This window comes from Stenotrophomonas sp. PFBMAA-4 (assembly GCF_030053215.1).
In the GTDB taxonomy this organism is placed as follows: Bacteria; Pseudomonadota; Gammaproteobacteria; order Xanthomonadales; family Xanthomonadaceae; genus Stenotrophomonas.
Genome location: NZ_JASGBW010000003.1, coordinates 150,569 through 169,421, shown reverse-complemented (window position 1 = coordinate 169,421; position 18,853 = coordinate 150,569). Strand labels below are relative to the sequence as shown.

Genomic DNA, 18,853 nt, shown 5'->3' with positions numbered 1-18,853 from the left:
CATGTTCCAGCAACAGCTATGCCTTACTCCGCCGGCACAGATGCGCGAACCACGTTTATGGATCAAGCGGCTGGTGATATGGGAAAAGCCAGGGGAGTTGCCCTTGCGGGATGTTTCATTACGTCCAGGCCTGAATATCGTGTGGACGCCGGACGACAATGGCATCGGCCATGGCGGAGGAAAGACCTTGTTCTGCAGGCTGTTGCGCTATTGCTTGGGCGAGGATAAGTTTGCTCCCGAAGATCAGCGCGACGGAATTGGCTCGGCGTTTCCTAACGGATGGGTTGGCATGGAAGTCGTGTTGGATGGCGCATGTTGGGCTGTTCTTCGACCCTTGGGCATACGGCGGCGGCATTTCGCGGTACTGGATGGCAATCTTGATGAGCTTGTTCTCAGCGAAATGCCGGCCACGAGTCTGTCGCCGCTGCTCAACGCCATCGAAGAGAATCTGCTGACTCCGGGCGTCAGAGATCTGATCGCTGGCAAGAAACAAGGGCATCAGGCCTGGCAGATTGCCTTGGCGCTGTTGAGCAGGGATCAGGAATGCAGATTCGACCATGTTCTTGAATGGCGATCCTCACTATCCGACTCGGAGTCGCCGGCGAGGGGATTGAATCGAACTGAGCGGCTGGAGGCACTGCGAGCCCTGTTGAACGCCATCGACCCCTCCGAACAGACACTCCGCGTCGACATCGCCGCAATGAGCGAGTCGAGCCGTAGCCAAGAGCAGGAAATAGGCCATCGCGCCTGGGAAATCCGCAAGTTGAGAAAGCAGCTTCTGGAAGGGCTTGGCGTTACGGACGATGAACTTGCGCAGGGCACTCTGGGTGTCGAAATCCTGCGTAGGGCGGCGCAGGAGCGGTTGGCAGTGGAAGCCCAGTCCAATGGTGCGGGCGCGACTCCGGATACCGACTCCGTGCGGCAGGCGCACGAAAATGCCCAAGCGGAGGTGGCAAGGATCCAGGCCGATATCGGAAGGCAAGAGGCTGTGATACCAGCCATCGAGCGGGCGATATCCGCGATCAAGGGAGAATATCCAACATTAGCCTACTCGCTCAAGGAAGCAGAAAATTATCCTTGTCCCATCTGCGAGGTGCCCATTGACCGCGTGCTGGCGAGCCAATGCGGGTTGTCACACAAGGTTCCAGATCTGGAGGCCTGCAAGGCTAGGTTGGAGAGCGGCAAAAAAGCGCTCAAGGATGAACAGGAGCGTCTGGAGTCAGCCCAATCGCTACTGAAGCAGTTACGACCTGAGCTGGCGTTGGCGAAACAGGATGCAACGCGCAGGGAAGAGCATTACCAGAACCTGCTGAAGCTTCGCGAACAGCGCGATGGGGCGTGGTATACCGCACGCAAGGCCGTGGACGATGTCGAGCGCCTGGCCTCGCTGCTCGAACAGCAGCAAACTACCGAAACCCGCCTGGCTAGGCATCAAACTGAGATAGAGCAAGTGCGGGAGCGGATCGCGACGCTGCAAAACCAGAATGCGACTGTTTTCTCGAAGCTTGCCCAGAAGTTCGACCCAATCATCCGACGCTTAGTCGGACCTGAAGCCAATGGCGAAATCCGATTGACCGGAAACGGACTGAGCCTGGTTGTCCAGATGGGCGGGGATCGTTCGACATCTGCGATCGATTCGCTGAAAGTCGTGGCTTTCGATCTCGCGACCCTGTGCATGAGTATCGATGGTGACACGAGGCTTCCGGCTTTCCTGATCCATGACAGCCCACGTGAAGCCGACCTTGGGCTCGCTTTGTACCACGGTTTATTTCATCTTGTGCATGAACTGGAAGGACTTGGATCGGCCCCCTTGTTTCAGTACATCGTGACGACTACTACCCCGCCTCCGAAAGAGTATGCCCAAGAACCTTGGCTCGCTTTGCAGCTTCGCGGTTCGCCAGCTTCCGATCGTCTCTTAAAAAGAGATTTGTAAAAGGAGAGGCAGGAATGAGTTTCCGAAGACTGCGCCCAGAGTTGGTTGAATGAATCCTCTACAACGCGCCCTCATCGAAAAAACCGGCCACGACAACGGCTTCGAGCACGTGCTGTCATCCGCTGGCGATGCGGTGATACTGGCTTCGGCTCGCCATCGCAGCCAGGCGGTAGTGACGGCATCGGCCGATGGCTTCGGCTTGCGCCTTCAACCGGCTACGCCCGCGCTGCTGCCGGAACTGTTGCGCAGTTTCCAACCCTGGGCCGGAGCCGATGACGTGTTTTGTGTGCCGACTCTGCCCGATTTGGCGGCTCTTCTGCGCCGCACGGCCAGCCTGTCGCAGGCGTTGCCGAATCAGGCAGTGCGTGACTACCACGCGGCCGTGGCGCAAGTTGTCGAGACGATGTCTGCCGAAGCCCGCGGCACGGAAGTCGAACGCCTGGTGCGTCAGCGCGTGGGGCAGGCGCGTTACCGCGATGCCTTGCTGATCTACTGGGGCGGTTCCTGCGCAGTGACTGGCGTCGCGGTGCCTGAAGCCCTGCGTGCTAGCCATGCCAAACCCTGGGCCGAATGTGCCGACGATGCCGAGCGGTTGGATGCCTTCAACGGCTTTCTGCTGGTGGCCAATCTCGATGCGCTGTTCGATCGCTTTCTGATCAGCTTCGACGATGTCGGGCATCTGCTGACCAGCACCCGCCTGTCTCAAAGCGATCTGCCTGGGCTTGGCATTCACTCGGGAATGACGTTGCGCTGGCTGGCCAGCGAGCACCGGCATTATTTACAGTGGCACCGCGAGCGCTTCCTGCTCGGTGCCTGATCGAAGGAAAAACATGGCCAAGGCCGAAGCAAGCGTTGAAGAACTGGTATCAATGATCGAGCGGGGCGAACTGCGCTTGCCAGAGATGCAGCGCCAGTATGTGTGGCGCTCCACGCGAGTGCGCGATCTGCTGGATTCGCTGTATCGCGGCTACCCTTCGGGCGCAATCCTGCTTTGGGAAACCGACGAGGCTGTTCCGCTGCAGGATTTCGCGGTCAGCCAAAGCACGAATCCTTACCAGAGCACGCGGCTTCTGCTGGATGGTCAGCAGCGTCTGACATCGCTCTCTGCCGTCATTCGCGGCGAGCCAGTATCGGTGCGCGGTCGCCGCCGGCCTATCGACTTGCTGTTCAACTTGGAACATCCCGACCAGTTGGCGGTGGTGACCGAAGTGGAAGAGAACGGCGACGACGAGAACGATGCTGATGACGATAGCGAACTGATTGGCGATGAGGCGGACTCGACCGAGGATGAACTGCTCAAGCGCTTCAACAAGATGACGTTCGTGGTGGCCACGAGGAAGCTGGAGCAGTTGCCGCATTGGGTAAAAGTGTCAGAAGTGTTCAAGACCGACAGCGATGCGCCTTTCCTCAAACGCGCTGGCATTAGTGGTTTTGACGATCCCCGGTACGAGAAGTACAGCCAGCGCCTCGCCCGGCTACGTGGCATCCGCAAGTACGTTTATCGGATGGACGTGCTGGAACGCACGCTTTCCTATGATGAGGTCACGGAAATCTTCGTCCGGGTCAATTCACTGGGAGCCAAGCTGCGCAGTTCCGACTTGGCTCTGGCGCAGATCACTGCCAAGTGGCGGCACTCGCTACAGACGTTTCAGGATTTCCAGAAGGCATGCGCCAAGACGGGCTTTGACCTTGATCTCGGTTTGCACTTGAAGAATTTGATGGCGTTTGCCACCGGCCAATCACGTTTTCAGATCGTGGGTAGCCTGAATGTGGAGAAGCTGCAGAAGGCATGGAAAGAAGCCTGCAATGGCATGGAATTCGCGCTCAACTTCCTGCGCAGCAATCTTGGCATCGATAGCCCGGCACTGTTGTCGTCGCCTTTCCTGCTGGTGGTGCTGGCGTATTTCGGGCATAGCCGCAACTATGCGCTGAGCAACGATGAGGCCCGCCAACTGCGCTACTGGGCGCTGATGGCCAATGCCAAAGGCCGCTTCTCCCGAGGCTCCAGCGAAACCATTCTGGATCAGGATTTGGCAAATATTCGTCAGGGCGGAGCGGTGCGCGAGCTGATCGACCGGCTGCGGCTGCAGTTCGGCCGTCTGGACATTACCGCAGAGGAGCTGGAAGGGCGCAACCAGCGTAGTGCGCTGTTCAAGACGATGTTCCTGGCTTTCCGCGCTGCCGGTGCGAAAGATTGGTTCAGCCAATTGACCATTGCTCTGGATCATTCGGGCGCCCAGCATCGCTTGCAGTTCCATCACATTTTCCCCAAAGCCGTATTGAAGACCAGCTTCACTGCCCGCGAGGCGGATGACATCGCCAATCTGGGATTCATCGGCGGCAAGACGAATCGCGCGATCAGCGACAAGGCCCCGGCGGTTTACCTGCCCCCGCTGGTGGACCAGCTTGGCGAGCTGGCGTTCGCAGCACAGTGCATCCCGGTTGAGGCATCGCTGCTGGAAGTGGAAAGCTACAAGGCTTTCTTGCTTGAGCGACGCAAGAGGATTGCAATGGCGCTGAATACGTTTGTTGGGCCTGCAGAGTGAGCGGGTAGGCGGCTGTGTGTGTATGGCACGTGTCTCATACCGCCTGACCTAGGGATGCTCTGATCAACTCCGTAGGTAGCGCCTGCCGCTGGCCGGAGGCCTGGGAGAAAGTGACGGCACGCGTTGAGGATGCATGCAACTGGCGTTCGGCGACGGCAGGAGATCCTTCCTGGAAGTCCGCTTCTGTCGGAAACGGACGTTGATGCAACGAATGGCGTTGACCTTGTCAAATGTGAGCGCAGTCACTCCGGCCTAACCTCGTGGCACGCCCACTCAACCAACCCTCGGCAAGCCAAGAACAACCCATCAACCACCCCCTCATCCAAATGCCGTTCCGGCTCCGCTGCCACCCGGCAGCGGTCTGCCGCGTGTAGCAACTCTAGCACCGTCAATGCGCCAACCATCGCGCGCTCACTTCTAGCCAGGCTCACGCGGCGGCCGGGTGAGACATCGGTTTCCGGCCAAGGATGCCCATCTGCACCCTCGCAGCCACGCATGCGCTTGAGGATGCCAAGTAGGGAGTTCAGGTCGGGCAGGGGAGTCTCGTCGTTGATGGGCTCAACAACGTTGTACGAGGAGAAGGTGTCGGGTTCATTCATGGCGTCGGCTTCCGTGGCTGTGCTTAACAGCGCCACCGCGAAGAGGTGGCGGACGGTGCGGGTTCCAAACCGGGACAGACAGTTGTCAATAACCGGCGGGTCCGAAGACCCCCACGCACCGCCCGCCATAAAGGCCGACGGATTGCCCGCCGGCACCGGTTAAGGACGGTGCCGACGGGCAAGCGTAAACAACTATCTGTCTCGGGTTTGGACGCCCGCTGCCACCCGTTGTCGGTGGCGCGCCATGGTGTTTACGCTGCCGCTTCGAATGCCAATAGAAATTCGCGAAGGAATCGCGGAATCCGAGAGCGAAGAACGATTGTTGCACGTGGCATTCGTGCGGCACGCGACACCGCAAGACGCATTCGCGCAGCTGCTATGTTGATTGCGATCCCGACTGGCGCAATCGTCCACGCCACAAGCGAATAGCGCGACAGCCTGCTTTGCAACAGTTCTTAGTCCGCCTCGCCAAGCAACGGCGCGCGATCAGCCGCATAGCCCGAAAATCGGTTCAAACCCGACACCGTTAACAACCCCCCGGCTTCAACCAACGCGATCCTCAGCCGCATTGCCCACCAGCAACTCAATCATCGCCCGCGCCGCCGCCGATTGCCGTCGATGCGGTGCATAGATCACCGAGAACGGCCTCGACCGCCCCCGCAACTGCGGCAGCACCTCCACAAGCTCCCCACGCAGCAACCGCTCCCGCACGATGAACTCATAACTCTGGCAGATCCCAATCCCCTGTTCGGCCAGCGACACTACACCCAGCACATCGTCAGAAGTCTCAATCGACGAACGCGGCAGCCAATCAACATCCCGCCCGCCATCCCTAAACACCCACGGCGCCAGCCGCCCAGTCCGCGGCATCACAAACGGCAAACACAGATGCTGCTCCAGATCTTCCAGCGTCTGCGGCGTACCCCGGCGCTGCAGGTACTCCGGCGAAGCCACCAGCACCAGCGGCGCATCCTCCAGCTTCCGCCCCACCAGCCCACTGTCCGGCAGCTGCCCCAGCCGAATAGCCAGGTCGAAGCCCTCAGCCACCAGATCCACATTGCGGTTGGTGATGTTCAGTTCCACCTGCACCTGCGGGTACTGCTGCGCAAAGCGCGCCAGCACAGGCGGCAGCCGGTAATGGCCATAGGTGGTGGGCACGCTCAGGCGCACGCGGCCGGCCAGCGCACCGTCCTGGCCCTGTACGTCGCGCTCGGCGTCGTCGAGCAAGCCGAAGGCGGTGCGCACCTGTTCCAGATAGAGCCGCCCGGCGTCGGTCAGGCCCACGCGGCGGGTGGTCCGCTGCAGCAGCTGCCGGCCCAGCCGCGCTTCCAGGCGGGTGACCGCACGGCTCAGCACCGAGGGCGTGGTGGACAGCGCCACCGCGCCGGCGGTGAACGAGCCGTGCTCGACCACCGCCAGGAACACCTCCACATCGCCCAGGTAGTCGAACTTGCGGCTCATTTGGCTCTCCCGGGAACAGATGTTTTGCGATGGGGCCAATTTATCGCCGCTGGGGCGATGAATAAAGTGGCGGCCATTCCCCGAGAGAAGCTCCCCATGAACCTGATGACCCGGCTGGCCGCAGCGCTGGCCCTGACCCTCGCCGCGACCGGCGCGCATGCCGCCAACGTGCTGGTGGTGCTGTCCAACGAAAACCACTTGGACCTGAAGGACGGCAAGGTGCTGTCCACTGGCTTCTATCTCAACGAGTTGATGCAGCCGGTCAAGCTGCTGCTGGACGCGGGCCATGAGGTGACCTTCGCCACGCCGCAGGGGCGGGCGCCGACGGTGGATGCGTCCTCGGTGACGCCGGCGTACTTCGGCAACGATGCAGCGCAATTGAAGCTGCACAAGGAACTGCTGGAGAAGCTGGCGCTGACCTCGCCGACGGCCTCGCCGGTGGTCAGCCTGGCGCGCGTCGAGCAGCAGGGCTACGCGCGCTTCGATGCGGTGTATATCCCCGGTGGCCACGCGCCGATGCAGGATCTGCTGAAAAGCCCGGCGCTGGGCCGCTTGCTGGCCGACTTCCACCAGCGCAACAAGACCACCGCGCTGGTCTGCCACGGGCCGATCGCACTGCTGTCCACGCTGCCGGATGCCAACGGTTTCGTATCGAAGCTGGAAGCGGGTGGCATGCCGGCCGCGCCAAAGTGGATCTACAGCGGCTATCAGATGACGGTGATCAGCAACCAGGAAGAAGAGCAGGCCAAGCCGATGCTAGGCGGCGGCGAAATGAAGTTCTACCCGCAGACCGCGTTGCAGCAAGCAGGTGCGAAGTTCAGCAGTAACACCACGCCGTGGACCGGCCATGTGGTGGTGGATCGCGAGCTGATCACCGGGCAGAACCCGGCGTCGGCGCTGGAAGTGGGCCAGCGGCTGGTTGAGCACTTGAAGTGATGGGGCGCTGAGGGGGAGCGTCCACGCGTGGCGTGGATCTACAGCGTGGCGCGCCGCCTGACACGCAGCTGGCTTGCCACTGTTTCCAGGTCTTGGCGTCGATGCCGGCCTTCATCGCAATCCTCTGCAGCTCGGCCCAATCCTTGGGGGAGGGCGCAGCCAGCAGGCCGCGCATGAAGGCCTGCATCTTCGCTTCGCCCACCTGTTGTTCCAGCGAGAGCAGCAGCAAGGGCGCGTAGACGTAGCGATACAGCTCGCCCAGATTGGCGCTGGCATCGATGCTGTCCAATGCCGGTAGGGGCTTGTCCTGTTTGTCGATGGACGATTGCAGCCGCGCGACGTAGCGATCCGCGGCGGCATCGCCACTGACCTCGCGCAGCGCCTTGATCGACAGGAACTCGGCGCTGGATTCGAGCAGGAACCAATAGTAGGGGCCCTGCGGTTGGTTCAAGGTGCCGAAGTAGTAGTGGCCCATTTCGTGTGCGATGTACTGCACGCGCCGCTCGGCCGGTTCGCCGCCCGCCAGAAGCGAGTCGGCCACGTTGCCGATGCTGCCGCTCATCGCAATGGTCGGCCAGGCGGCAAAGCCCCACTCGTTGCCACGGCGGTCGCGCTGCACCTGGTCAAGCGTGACCATGCGCAGGAAGGTGGGGCGCTCGGCCGGCGATACGCCCATGTAGCGCGTATAGACGTCGGCCACTTTCTGTACCGTATTGGACAGCGCATCGACCTTGGCCGCGGGCAGGCTCTCGTTGAGCAGGGTGACCTGTGCGGTGCGGCTGATCGGGCCGCTGCCGCCGAACAGCAGAATCGGCCGGGCGATATCGCTGCGGAAGCGGCCTTGTGCGCCTTCGATGGCCGGGCTGCCGTTGAGATACAGGAACCGACAGCCGTTGCAGTCTACCTGCAGGTCGTAACGGCTCTCGCGGCTGCGCACACGGGTCTTGGGATTGAAGGCCAGTGGCAGCCATGCGGACTGCTCGGTGAAGCGGGCGCTGTCCCCGTTGAAGGCCATCATGCCTTTGAAGTCGTCAATAGCATCGTGCTTCGGGTAGCGCGGAAACGCGCCGACATACTGCACGCAGAGCTTGGCGGTGGGTTCGGCCAGGGTGTAGACACGTGCCTCGCCGTCCACGCCGGGTTCGTACCAACCACCAAAGGCCACGTCTTTGCCGTCACCATCGGTGACCCGCGCAACATTCAGGCCGGCGTTGAGTGCGAACGAGCCCCGTGAATCGGCTGGCAGGTGGGTCACGCAGATGTCCCCCTCGACGCGACCGCTGGCAATATCCAGGCGCACGCTGCCGGTGGTCAGGGGTGTGCTGGTGGCCTGCGGTTGTGCCGCAAGGCTGGCCACGGGGGAAAGCAGTACGGTCAGGGCAGCGGGCAGCAGGGCGTGGCGCAGGTTCATCGGACCGTCCTTGGCTGGATGGGCTGACTATACGGCCAGCCTAGGCTTGTGCCGAGAGGTGGAGCATCCACGCGTGGCGTGGATCTACACTGGCAGGGTGAGCTTGTGCCGAGAGGTGGAGCATCCACGCATGGCGTGGATCTACACTTGGGCCTCCGTTCTAAGGAATCTTCCCCATGTTCTCTGGAAAGGTCGCGGTAGTTACCGGCTCTACCAGCGGTATCGGTCTTGGCATTGCCACGGCGCTGGCGCGCCAGGGGGCCGACATTGTGCTGAATGGCTTCGGCGATGCGACGGAGATTGAACGCATCCGCTCCAGCCTGGAAGCCGAGTTTGGGGTGCGGGTCGCGCATGACGGCGCCGATCTTTCGCGTGGCGAGGCGGTGCGGGAGATGATCGCCCGTTCCGTTGCCACGATGGGCCGCATCGACATTCTCGCGAACAACGCGGGCATCCAGCACACCGCGTCCATCGAGGAATTCCCCATCGATAAGTGGGATGCCATCCTGGCGCTGAATCTGTCTGCGGTATTCCATGCAACGGCGGCGGCCTTGCCGCACATGAAGCAGCAGGGATGGGGTCGCATCATCAATATCGCGTCGGCGCACGGGTTGGTGGGTTCGGTGAACAAGTCCGCCTATGTGGCGGCCAAGCATGGCGTGGTCGGGTTTACCAAGGTGACCGCGCTGGAAAACGCGGGCACGGGCATCACGGCCAACGCCATCTGCCCGGGGTGGGTTCGGACGCCGCTGGTGGAGAAGCAGATCACCGCGCTGGCGGAGCGGGAAGGAACGGACCAGGAATCCGCCGCGCGTGAGCTGTTGGCCGAGAAGCAGCCGTCGTTGCAGTTCGTGACGCCGGAACAGCTGGGCGACATGGTGGTGTTTCTGGCATCGGACGCCGCCGCGCAGATGACGGGCACGGCGCTTCCGATGGATGGCGGTTGGACCGCGCGCTAGGCGTGGTTGCACGGGACGTTTGATTGCCCGCCGGGCATGGCCCGGCGCTACCGGGAGCGGTTGCGCGGTGGTGGCGCGCAGCGCGGTGGTTTTGATTTTCCGCCGGGCATGGCCCGGCGCTACCGGGCGGGGTGGTGGTAGCGCGGGGCCGTGCCCCGCGAGCGCGCAGCGCGGTGGTTTTGATTTTCCGCCGGGCATGGCCCGGCGCTACCGGGCGGGGTGGTGGTAGCGCGGGGCCGTGCCCCGCGAGCGCGCAGCGCGGTGGTTTTGATTTTCCGCCGGGCATGGCCCGACGAGATCAGGCCGGTCTGACTTCCCTGCACACCAGTTCGGCAAGCTCGCGACACGCAAAGAACAAGCCCTCCACCACGCCCTCATCCAGATGCCGGCGGGGCGTGGCCATGGTCTTGCAGCGGTTGGCGGCGTGCAGCATCTCCACCGCAGTGAGGATGCCCGTGGCCGCGCGGTCGATGCGCGCGAGGGACTGACGTCGGCCGTCGGACAGGTTTTCCTCCGGCCAGAGCATTCCATCGGATCCTTCACCATCCCGGATGCGGGTAAGGCAGCCCTGGAAGGTGCTGAGATCGGAGGTGGGGTTTTCGTCGTCGGTGACGGTGCCAACAGCATGGAGCGGCGGGTTCTTGCGAGTGGTCATGGCAGTAGCTTCCGTGGCTGTACTTAACAGCGCCACCGCGCGGAAGCGGGGTGGCGGACGGTGCGTGGCTGCAAACCGGGTAGAGAAACGCCATAGACCGGTGGGTGCGAAGACCCCCACGCACCGCCCGCCATAAAGGCCGACGGATTGCCCGCCGGTACCGGTTTCCGGGCGGTACCGGCGGGCAAGCGCAAACTACAGGCGTATCTCTGAAACGGGTTTGCAGACCCGGCCACCCTTTTTCGGTGGCGCGCCATGTTGTCTACGCCTGCACGTTCAATTCAATGAGAAAAATCCGAAGATTTCGGATGCATCGAGTGCGATGCGGGAATTGTTGCATGCAACTCAGATGGCATATGCGACAGGAGGAGACGCTAGCTCGCCGCCTCAATGGCAGAGGCGACGCCGGGGGACGTAAACAGCTCGCGAAGGCAAGCAGCGTGTGACGTTTTGCGCTTACGAATAGTTGTATGAAACATTTCAACTGATTGCGTGGATAGCGAATAGCAAAGGCCAGCGTGACGCATCCGGCCGGTTTGGCGTGCCGGATGCGTCATGCAGCCGCTCCACTCGCCGGGCACGGCCCGGCGATACCGCTTCGGCTAGGGCCCGTAGAGTTTTTCGGGGTCGATGCCCGCCAGGACCAGCATGCGGTCGCGCCGCACCTGTTCTACCCACGCTGCGAACAGCTCGGCGTTGGTGAACACGCCGGTGGCACTGCACGCGGGGCAGGTCAGCTCGATATCCGATTCAACGTGTCGAAAGCCGCCCGGCTCGGAATAGCGCGAATCGTTACCGCAGGTGTGGCATTTGCAGTGAAGGACCTCCACGCGATCGACGGTCCCATCGAGGCGCAGTAACGGACGGATCCTGAGGATCTGGAATGTGGGTGACGGGTGCATGTGTCGTGCCGGTGAGGGGCTAGACACGGGGGCGAAGCAGTCGCACCGCAGAGAAGCCAGATGGCGCCACCCTACAGCAGGAATGTTGAGGGATGCTCACGCGGTCTTGCCGTGCTCTTTGGGGGTGTGTGGATCGCCGGGCATGGCCCGGCGCTACCGTGGGGGCCACGCGCTCCGTGATGCCGGACGGGGTATGTGCTGCCAGCCATGGGCTGGCACTACTGGGCGGGGCCCGCAGAAGCAGCCGAGCGTGGGCTCGGCTCTACATCGGAGCAGCCGAGCGTGGGCTCGGCGCTACATGGGCGATGTCTGGTTACGCGGAGATCAACAACATCGGGTCGATCAGCGGAATCTCGCGCTTGTCGGGCATGGCGATGCTCTGGCTGCAGAACACATACCCCAGTGGGTTGTCGGCCCGCAGCTGCTTGCGCGGCACGCTCTCGATGTCGCCCACTTCATCCACGGCCAGGCCGATCACATCCACCCCGGCGCGCACCAGCGCCATGGCCGGGCAGGTGTAGGTAAACGGTGTCAGCCCGCTGAGCCTGCGCAGATCGACCACGCGCAGCGCCTTTTCGCGCACGGCCAGTGTCAGGCGGCCTTCGCTGCCGGGGCGGTCAAAGGTTTCCGGGCCGCGTATCTCCACCGTGGCCTGCACATCCACGGCAAACCACTGCTCACCGGCCCGTACGGCCAGGTATTCAAAGAAGGAACGCGACGGCGAGGCCGGTGATCCGGCCGAGGGGGAAGACGGCTGCAAAGGAATTCCAGTGGAAGGGGCATTGCTGCTGCGGCACCATCATGACGCGTTGCCGCCAGGAACGGTGTACGCGGAAGATGAATTTCCTGAATGGCGTTCAGCCGGGCGTGTGGCTCACGCCGGAACGTACGGCACCGTCTGCAGCGCGGCCAGAGCGCTGGCATCGACCGGGCGTGACAGTGCGAAGCCCTGGATTTCATCGCAGCCATAGGCCCGCAGCAAGGCGACCTGTTCGGCTGTTTCAGCGCCTTCCGCCACGGTGTTGTAGCCCAGGCCGTGGGCCAGGCTGATGACGGCCTGCACCTTGAGTTGCGCGCGGGCGTCGGTGGGCAGGTCGTCAATCATCGACTTGTCCAGCTTGATGGTGCTGATGGGCAGATCGGTGAGGTAGCCGAAGTTGCTGTAGCCGCTGCCGAAATCATCCACGGCGATGCGCACGCCTGCGGCGGCCAGCAGCTTGAGCTGTTCACCGGGAGGCGAGTCGGCGCGCAGCCATTCGCCTTCGGTAATTTCAATTTCAATATCGTGGCACGACAGGCCGTGCATCTGGATGCGGGTAATGAGGCTGTCAGCCATGCCCGCACGCGCTACGTCGCGTGGCGACAGGTTGATGGAAAGCACCAGCGAAAGACCGTCACGCCGCCACTGGGCCAACTGCGTAAGTGCATGGTCCAGTACCCAATCGGTCACGACTTCCATCAGGGCGGTACGTTCAAACACGGGAATGAATTCGGCGGGGCTTACCGCGCCCAGATCCGGATGCTGCCAGCGCAGCAGCACTTCGGCGGCCACGGGTACCAGATCCGAGGCGCGGTACCGGGGCTGGTAGACCAGATGGAATTCGTCATTGCGCAGGCCGCTTTCCGCGTCGGTTGCCAGGCGATAACCACGCTTCAAACCGGCATCGCGCTTGGCCGAGTACCAGCAGAACGGTGCGCCAGCGCTGTGGGCAGAATGCAGGCCGATCAGCATGTGGCGCAGAACATCATCGGCGCTGTCGCGGCCCAGTTGCACTTCGCACAGGCCAGCATGGAACAGCGGAGCCATCGGTACGGCGGCGGCCAGCATGGAGCGGGTCAGGCGGCCATGCAGCTCGGTGACCAGCCGCTCGGCAGCATCGCGGTCGGGCAGCTGCAGCACGAAAGCGAAGCGGGTCACGCCTACGTGATAGACCTCGCAGACGCCTTCCAGCGCTACCTTGATGCGTGCGCCGGCACGGCGGATGAGCGCTTCCAGCGGTGCCATGCCCAGCACCTGGCCGGCTTCGTTGGCGCGCGGCAGATCCAGCACGTCCACCAGCACGGCAAAGCAGGTACGCCCTGGTGCACGTGCCGACCAGGCGGCGTAGTCGAGGGTGAACTGATGGCGATTGGGCAAACCGCTGACAGGATCGCGACGGCCGGTCAGAACGCGCAGCTCAAGCTCGTTCATGACCGCAATGGCCAGCGTCTGCAGTTGCCGGCGATCATCGGGGCTGAACGCGCGGGTAGCAGGATCCATGACGCACAGCGCGCCGATGGCGACACCGTTCTTGGCCACCAGCGGCGCGCCAGCATAGAAGCGCAGGTGAGGCGGGTCCACTACAAGTGGATTGCCAGCAAAGCGTGGGTCTGCGCGCAGGTCTGCAACCACCAGGCCGTCGGCGGACCGGATGGTGTGGGCGCAGATGGAGTGCTCGATCTGCATCTCGCCCGGCTCCAGGCCCTGCCGGGCAATCATGCGCTGCCGGTTGGTTTCCACAAGCGACACGAAAGCAACCTCGGTCTGGAACAGGCGCGTGGCCAGTTCAGTGAGGCGGTCCAGCGAACTGCTGACAACGTCGTCCAGGGCATCCAGGCTGCCCAGTGTCGACATGCGTTCTTCGGAACGGGTAGGGGCCATGTGCTTTAACCGGTTGAACGGGAGCGCGGGAGCCAGGTCGTTGCAATGCTGCATGCAGGGAGCGATTGCAGCGTTGCAGATGCATTGCGTCGGTACCGTGTAGATGCGGCAAGCAACACGTCAAGAGGAAGGCTCAGGCCGGTAGCTGCGCTTGCGGTAGAGCACGCTCCGGTTGCGGCCGCCGTGCTTGGCGCGGTACAGGGCCTTGTCGGCCTGACGGATGGCCAGATCGGCGTTGGACTGGGTTTCCGGGTAGTGGCTGACCCCGGCAGAAATCGTGACGTGCCCGACCTTGGCGAAGGCCTGGGCTTCGATGGCGGTGCGCAGGCGTTCGGCCACCTGCAGCGCGGTATCGGCGCTGACCTCGGGCAGCAGCACCAGGAATTCCTCGCCACCGAGGCGGCACAGCACGTCCTGCGGGCGGGCATTGGCGCGCATGCTCTGGGCGACGCCGGCGATGACCTGGTCACCGGCGTCGTGGCCGTGGCGGTCGTTGACGTCCTTGAAGTGGTCCACATCGAGGGTGATGACGCCGAATGGCACGCCGGAGGCGGTGAGGGCGCTGAGCGCGCGTTCCAGCCCGCGCCGGTTGAGCAGCTGGGTGAGGGGATCGGTGAGTGCGGCCAGGTCGAGCTTGCCGATGCGATCGCTGAGGTTGCGGAAACTGACCAGCACGGCCTGCTTCAGCTGCTCGGCCTCGAAGTACCAGGAATTGACCGCCTTGACCTGGGAAATGGCGGCGCCGACATCGCCTTCCTGCGCGTGCTGCGCGAGCTGCTGCAGTGGCGAGGCGATGCGGCGCGAGCACAGCCAGATCAGCAGCAGCGACAACAGGCCCAGCGGTGCGGCGTTGCGCAGCACGGTGGCGAACAGGCTGCCCATGGGTGCGGTGGCGGCATCGATGGGGCGCTGGGCGACGATGCCCCAGCCGGCGGCGGGCACCGGTGCGAAACCGGCCAGCATGTGCACGCCGCGGCTGTTGTGCGAATGCAGGGCACCGGCGCTTCCCTGGCTGAGCGCTTCGACGGCGGCGTTGCGGGTGGCGGGCTGGCCGACCCGGTCCGGTTCGGGGTGGTAGAGCAGGGTGCCATCGCGGCTGACCACGTACAGGTACGAGCCATCCTCGTAGGGGTGCGTGCCGAGCAGGGAATGCAGGACGTTCGGGTCGCGCAGGTGGATGGAGGCGGTGATGTAGCCCGCGTAACCGCCGTCGGCATCGAATACCGGGTGGGAGAGGGTGACGACCAGATTGCCGGTGTGGGCGATGAACGGATCGCTGACCATCGGCAGCCGCTGCTGCAGCGCCTTGCGGTTGGCGGCGCTGGTGAGCGCCTTGCCCTGCAGTTCCGGCAGGGCGGGTGAGGTGCCCACCACCACGCCCTGGGCATCCACCGCGATGACGCTGTTGAAGGCATCGGTCTGCAGCTTGATGCGTTCCACTTCATCATCGTGTGCCGCTGGCTGGTCGAGCCCGCGGCTGAGGCGCTCGGCCCCGACCGCGAGCTGCTGCTGCGCGTTCAGCACGAAATGCTGGGTGGACTGGGCCAGCGAGTGCGCGTAGACCCGGTTGGCTTCCAGGCTCTTTTCGATGAGCTGCTGGCGCTGCACCTGGTAGCTGGCCCACAGCGTATTGCCCAGCATGACCAGCGCCGACAGCGTGGCAAGCGCGAGGATCAGCCGCTGCAGGTTCACCTGCCGGATCGATGCATTCACGCCTGCGTCTCCCTGGCGGCTGGTAGGGGCTCAGGTTACAACCGAGGGTGCAGGGGAACCGTGCGCGCGGTCTTCACGCGGAAGCCGGTGGATCTGATCTTGTGCCGACCAACGGTCGGCACCCACCAGCAGGGTCATGCCCCGGTAGCGCCGGGCCATGCCCGGCGAGCGCAGCGGCTCAGCCGTCGGTGGAACGGCTCAGGGCTTCCCACTGGTCAATGCTGGTGCCCAGTTCCTGCAGCTTGCCGCGCACCAGCTGCACGGCATCGCTGCCCAGCAGCAGGTGTGCGGGCGGCGTGGGGCTGTCGATCAGCTGCAGCATGGCCTGCGCGGCCTTGGCCGGATCGCCCAGCTGCTGGCCGCTCTTGGCTTCGCGCCCGCTGCGGATGGGATCGAACAGCGCGTCGTAATCCTCGATGGCGCGGGGCGAGCGCACCATCGAGCGGCCGGCCCAATCAGTGCGGAACGAACCGGGCGCGACGGCGGTGACATGGATGCCGAAACCAGCGACTTCCTTGGCCAGCACTTCGCTGATGCCTTCCAGCGCGAACTTGCTGCCGCAGTACCAGGCAATGCCGGGCAGAGTGATGAAGCCGCCCATCGAGGTGATGTTGAGGATGTGGCCGCGACGGCGCGCGCGCATGTGCGGCAGCACGGCCTTGATGAGTGCGGCAGGGCCGAACACGTTCACTTCGAACTGCTGGCGCAGCTCGGCGAGGGTCGATTCCTCAAGCACGCCTTCGTGGCCGTAGCCGGCGTTGTTGACCAGCACGTCGATGGCGCCGATGTCGGCTTCGATGTGGGTGACCAGGGCAGTGATGGCGTCGGCATCGGTGACCTCGAGCAGGCGGCCGAACGCGCGGCCCGGGGCGAGCGCTTCGAAGTCATGACGAGCGGTTTCGTTGCGCACGGTGCCGACGACGCGATTGCCGGCCAGCAGGGCGTGCTCGGCCAGCGCACGGCCGAAGCCGCTGCTGACGCCGGTGATGAGGAAGAGGCGGGACGTGGTCATGGGGGGCTCTCGGTTGGGAGCTTGCACGTTAGTGCTTGCACTACGAGCATCCCAGGCCTAGGCTTCGGCCATTCTTGCCTATTCCTATGAGCTGTCCATGCCTTCTGCGGAACAGACGATGCAGGCGCGCATGGTGGGCCTGTTGCAGGCCCTCGCCACGGACGAGGGCTACACGCTGACCGCCCTGCCAGGCGTGCGCCTGCTGCGCTCGAACCGACCGCTGGCGCGGACGCCCGTGCTGTACGACCCGGGCATCGTGATCGTCTGCCAGGGCGTGAAGCGCGGTTACCTGGGCGGGCAGGTGTACCAGTACGACGCGCAGCACTACCTGGCGGTGTCGGTGCCGGTGCCGTTCACCATGGAAACCGAGGCGACGGCCGACGCGCCGCTGCTGGCGATCTACCTGCACCTGGACCTGCAGCTGGCCGCGGACCTGATGCTGGAGCTGGAGGCGCACGCGGCCCATGCCCCGGCATCGGCGCAGAGCATGATGGCCAGCCCGATGCAGGCGGCGATGCAGGCGACCGTGCTGCGCCTGCTGGAAGCGCTGGGCGATCCGCTGGAAGCAGTGGTGCTGGGCCCGGCGCTGGTGCGGGAGCTGTATTTCCGTGTTCTGACCGGGGCCCAGGGCGGTGCGATGCGTGAGGCGCTGGCGATGCGCGGGCGCTTCGGGCGCATCGGCAGAGTGCTGCGGCATATCCATGCGGCCTACGCGACGGCGCTGGATGTGGAGGCGCTGGCGATGGAGGCGGAGATGAGCGTGCCGACCTTCCACGACCACTTCCGTGCCATCACCGGTACCTCGCCGATGCAGTATGTGAAGTCCACCCGGCTGCACCAGGCGCGGCTGCTGATGCTGCGGCAGGGCATGACCGCCGAGGCGGCCGCATTGGGCGTGGGCTATGCCAGCCCGTCGCAGTTCAATCGCGAGTTCAAGCGCCTGTTCGGGTTGCCACCGGCGGCCGAGGTGGCGCGGATGCGGCGCAGCTTTGCGCTGCCGCCGGCGCCGGTGGACGCGGTGTACGTCTCATCGCATTGAGGGCGGGCATCGTGGCGGTTATTGGTCACGCCATCCGCACGAGCGGCTGGTTAATGTGTCGCACGCTTCTCAAGCGACCCCGGCGCAGGAGTCTGCGCCACGCTTTCCTCATTCCCGGAAGTACCCATGTCTGCCCTGCCTCTGCATGCGCTGGCCTACCAGAGCACCGTGTCGTGCCCGCTGGGCGCCGATTCGATCGACGAACTGCACATCGACGCCATGGCGCGCAACCAGTCGCTGTCCGTTACCGGCATCCTGCTGTTTGATGGGCACCGGTTCTTCCAGTATCTGGAAGGCCCGGAAGAAGCCATCTACCAGGTGTTCAGCTGCATAGAGGCCGCCACCCGGCACGGCAACGTGGTGGTGCAGTTTGACCAGGCGGTCAGCGAGCGCTACTTCCGCACGTGGTCGATGGTCTGCCGCAGCGTGGACGTGTCAGCCCTGCATGCCATTGCCGCCGGCAAGTGGAAGCGTCACTTCCCCACAGTGCGCGACGATCGTCGTGCGGTGCCCGGGCTGGGGCCGCTGGTGGATTTCTGGGAGCTGCCCCACGCATAGCGCGCCCATTCTGGGTCGGCGGGCCAGCGACTCAGACAGCCACTCAGCCCAGCGCGGGGAAGTGCGGGCGCAGCAGCGCGGCCAGCAGGCCCATGCCCGGGCTGGCGATGGCAGCGCGTTGGCCGAATTCGTCCCACTGCGCATTGACCAGGCCGGACACCACGGTCTGCCCGGTTTCGACCCGGGTCATCGCCCAATAGGGCACGGCGCGCGTCTCTATGCGCGCATCCAGCACCTGCACGATGGCGTGGTGCGAGCGGCTTTCATGGATGCGGCGCATGACGGTATCCAGCCCGTCCGGTGGCCCTTCGAGGTACTGGAAGAACTGCGGCCCACTGATCAGCAATGCTCCAGTGACGCCCGCAACGCGGTTGAATGAGGCCGACTGGGAGATGATGCTGCGGATCTTTTCGTCGGAAAGACCAGCCGACATGTGGCTGGAATAGGCAAACGCACGGAGCATGGAAGGGGTTCTTATGTGACGCTCG

The 18,853-nt window shown here is 63.9% G+C and carries 17 protein-coding genes; 7 read left to right on the top strand and 10 right to left on the bottom strand.

Features of this window, described 5'->3' with window-relative positions; genetic code table 11:
• Window position 1 precedes the first annotated feature (1 nt).
• The 3 genes from QMZ26_RS03370 to QMZ26_RS03360 are packed head-to-tail and all read left to right on the top strand — an operon-like array spanning window position 2 to window position 4,479.
• On the top strand, window positions 2-1,933 hold the full coding sequence (locus tag QMZ26_RS03370) for a chromosome segregation protein SMC (RefSeq protein ID WP_283220581.1): 1,932 nt from the start codon (window positions 2-4) through the stop codon (window positions 1,931-1,933).
• 49 nt (window positions 1,934-1,982) lie between these two features.
• Window positions 1,983-2,750, top strand: coding sequence for an HNH endonuclease (locus tag QMZ26_RS03365; protein ID WP_283220580.1), 768 nt, complete (start codon window positions 1,983-1,985; stop codon window positions 2,748-2,750).
• A gap of 13 nt (window positions 2,751-2,763) precedes the next feature.
• Window positions 2,764-4,479 (top strand): DUF262 domain-containing protein, encoded by a 1,716-nt coding sequence (locus QMZ26_RS03360; RefSeq protein ID WP_053494846.1) that lies wholly within the window; start codon window positions 2,764-2,766, stop codon window positions 4,477-4,479.
• 242 nt (window positions 4,480-4,721) lie between these two features.
• On the opposite strand, the gene QMZ26_RS03355 is transcribed toward QMZ26_RS03360, so the two are convergent.
• A complete protein-coding gene (locus tag QMZ26_RS03355; protein ID WP_283220579.1) occupies window positions 4,722-5,078 on the bottom strand; it encodes a hypothetical protein in 357 nt (118 codons plus the stop codon).
• Window positions 5,079-5,621: 543 nt separating this feature from the next.
• Window positions 5,622-6,539 (bottom strand): LysR family transcriptional regulator, encoded by a 918-nt coding sequence (locus QMZ26_RS03350; RefSeq protein WP_283220578.1) that lies wholly within the window; start codon window positions 6,537-6,539, stop codon window positions 5,622-5,624.
• Window positions 6,540-6,635: 96 nt separating this feature from the next.
• On the opposite strand from QMZ26_RS03350, the gene QMZ26_RS03345 reads away from it, so the two are divergent.
• Window positions 6,636-7,475 (top strand): type 1 glutamine amidotransferase domain-containing protein, encoded by an 840-nt coding sequence (locus tag QMZ26_RS03345; protein WP_283220577.1) that lies wholly within the window; start codon window positions 6,636-6,638, stop codon window positions 7,473-7,475.
• Here QMZ26_RS03345 and QMZ26_RS03340 read toward each other — a convergent pair.
• Window positions 7,411-8,886, bottom strand: a complete 1,476-nt coding sequence (locus tag QMZ26_RS03340; protein WP_283220576.1) for a hypothetical protein — start codon at window positions 8,884-8,886, stop codon at window positions 7,411-7,413. The two genes, QMZ26_RS03345 and QMZ26_RS03340, sit on opposite strands and share 65 nt — an antisense overlap.
• Before the next feature lie 176 nt (window positions 8,887-9,062).
• On the opposite strand from QMZ26_RS03340, the gene QMZ26_RS03335 reads away from it, so the two are divergent.
• Entirely contained in the window at window positions 9,063-9,845 is a 783-nt protein-coding gene (locus QMZ26_RS03335) for a 3-hydroxybutyrate dehydrogenase (protein WP_283220575.1), read from the top strand.
• A 298-nt stretch (window positions 9,846-10,143) separates the two neighbouring features.
• Here the strand turns inward: QMZ26_RS03335 and QMZ26_RS03330 are convergent, their stop codons facing one another.
• The 6 genes from QMZ26_RS03330 to QMZ26_RS03305 form a co-directional block, all read right to left on the bottom strand.
• Window positions 10,144-10,500, bottom strand: a complete 357-nt coding sequence (locus QMZ26_RS03330) for a hypothetical protein (RefSeq protein ID WP_108746537.1) — start codon at window positions 10,498-10,500, stop codon at window positions 10,144-10,146.
• A 602-nt stretch (window positions 10,501-11,102) separates the two neighbouring features.
• A complete protein-coding gene (locus tag QMZ26_RS03325) occupies window positions 11,103-11,402 on the bottom strand; it encodes a hypothetical protein (RefSeq protein WP_283220574.1) in 300 nt (99 codons plus the stop codon).
• 313 nt (window positions 11,403-11,715) lie between these two features.
• Window positions 11,716-12,162 (bottom strand): chemotaxis protein CheW, encoded by a 447-nt coding sequence (locus QMZ26_RS03320; protein ID WP_283220573.1) that lies wholly within the window; start codon window positions 12,160-12,162, stop codon window positions 11,716-11,718.
• A gap of 114 nt (window positions 12,163-12,276) precedes the next feature.
• Window positions 12,277-14,043 carry a GGDEF and EAL domain-containing protein gene (locus QMZ26_RS03315; protein ID WP_283220572.1) on the bottom strand — a complete coding sequence of 589 codons (1,767 nt, stop codon included), beginning with the start codon at window positions 14,041-14,043 and terminating at the stop codon, window positions 12,277-12,279.
• A gap of 120 nt (window positions 14,044-14,163) precedes the next feature.
• Window positions 14,164-15,756: a sensor domain-containing diguanylate cyclase gene (locus QMZ26_RS03310; protein ID WP_283220571.1), complete on the bottom strand. Its 1,593-nt coding sequence runs from the start codon at window positions 15,754-15,756 to the stop codon at window positions 14,164-14,166.
• Between the two features lie 178 nt (window positions 15,757-15,934).
• The gene (locus QMZ26_RS03305) at window positions 15,935-16,768 is read right to left on the bottom strand and encodes an oxidoreductase (protein WP_283220570.1); all 834 of its coding nucleotides are present in this window, start codon (window positions 16,766-16,768) and stop codon (window positions 15,935-15,937) included.
• 97 nt (window positions 16,769-16,865) lie between these two features.
• On the opposite strand from QMZ26_RS03305, the gene QMZ26_RS03300 reads away from it, so the two are divergent.
• Entirely contained in the window at window positions 16,866-17,807 is a 942-nt protein-coding gene (locus QMZ26_RS03300; RefSeq protein WP_283220569.1) for an AraC family transcriptional regulator, read from the top strand.
• A 126-nt stretch (window positions 17,808-17,933) separates the two neighbouring features.
• Window positions 17,934-18,365, top strand: a complete 432-nt coding sequence (locus tag QMZ26_RS03295) for a BLUF domain-containing protein (protein ID WP_283220568.1) — start codon at window positions 17,934-17,936, stop codon at window positions 18,363-18,365.
• A 43-nt stretch (window positions 18,366-18,408) separates the two neighbouring features.
• On the opposite strand, the gene QMZ26_RS03290 is transcribed toward QMZ26_RS03295, so the two are convergent.
• Complete coding sequence (locus tag QMZ26_RS03290; protein ID WP_283220567.1) at window positions 18,409-18,828, bottom strand: BLUF domain-containing protein; 420 nt, start codon at window positions 18,826-18,828, stop codon at window positions 18,409-18,411.
• Window positions 18,829-18,853: the final 25 nt, after the last annotated feature.

Coding starts and splice junctions, on each gene's coding strand:
- QMZ26_RS03370 (WP_283220581.1), top strand. CDS start 2: ATGTTCCAGCAACAGCTATGCCTTACTCCGCCGGCACAGATGCGCGAA.
- QMZ26_RS03365 (WP_283220580.1), top strand. CDS start 1,983: ATGAATCCTCTACAACGCGCCCTCATCGAAAAAACCGGCCACGACAAC.
- QMZ26_RS03360 (WP_053494846.1), top strand. CDS start 2,764: ATGGCCAAGGCCGAAGCAAGCGTTGAAGAACTGGTATCAATGATCGAG.
- QMZ26_RS03355 (WP_283220579.1), bottom strand. CDS start 5,078: ATGAATGAACCCGACACCTTCTCCTCGTACAACGTTGTTGAGCCCATC.
- QMZ26_RS03350 (WP_283220578.1), bottom strand. CDS start 6,539: ATGAGCCGCAAGTTCGACTACCTGGGCGATGTGGAGGTGTTCCTGGCG.
- QMZ26_RS03345 (WP_283220577.1), top strand. CDS start 6,636: ATGAACCTGATGACCCGGCTGGCCGCAGCGCTGGCCCTGACCCTCGCC.
- QMZ26_RS03340 (WP_283220576.1), bottom strand. CDS start 8,886: ATGAACCTGCGCCACGCCCTGCTGCCCGCTGCCCTGACCGTACTGCTT.
- QMZ26_RS03335 (WP_283220575.1), top strand. CDS start 9,063: ATGTTCTCTGGAAAGGTCGCGGTAGTTACCGGCTCTACCAGCGGTATC.
- QMZ26_RS03330 (WP_108746537.1), bottom strand. CDS start 10,500: ATGACCACTCGCAAGAACCCGCCGCTCCATGCTGTTGGCACCGTCACC.
- QMZ26_RS03325 (WP_283220574.1), bottom strand. CDS start 11,402: ATGCACCCGTCACCCACATTCCAGATCCTCAGGATCCGTCCGTTACTG.
- QMZ26_RS03315 (WP_283220572.1), bottom strand. CDS start 14,043: ATGGCCCCTACCCGTTCCGAAGAACGCATGTCGACACTGGGCAGCCTG.
- QMZ26_RS03305 (WP_283220570.1), bottom strand. CDS start 16,768: ATGACCACGTCCCGCCTCTTCCTCATCACCGGCGTCAGCAGCGGCTTC.
- QMZ26_RS03300 (WP_283220569.1), top strand. CDS start 16,866: ATGCCTTCTGCGGAACAGACGATGCAGGCGCGCATGGTGGGCCTGTTG.
- QMZ26_RS03295 (WP_283220568.1), top strand. CDS start 17,934: ATGTCTGCCCTGCCTCTGCATGCGCTGGCCTACCAGAGCACCGTGTCG.
- QMZ26_RS03290 (WP_283220567.1), bottom strand. CDS start 18,828: ATGCTCCGTGCGTTTGCCTATTCCAGCCACATGTCGGCTGGTCTTTCC.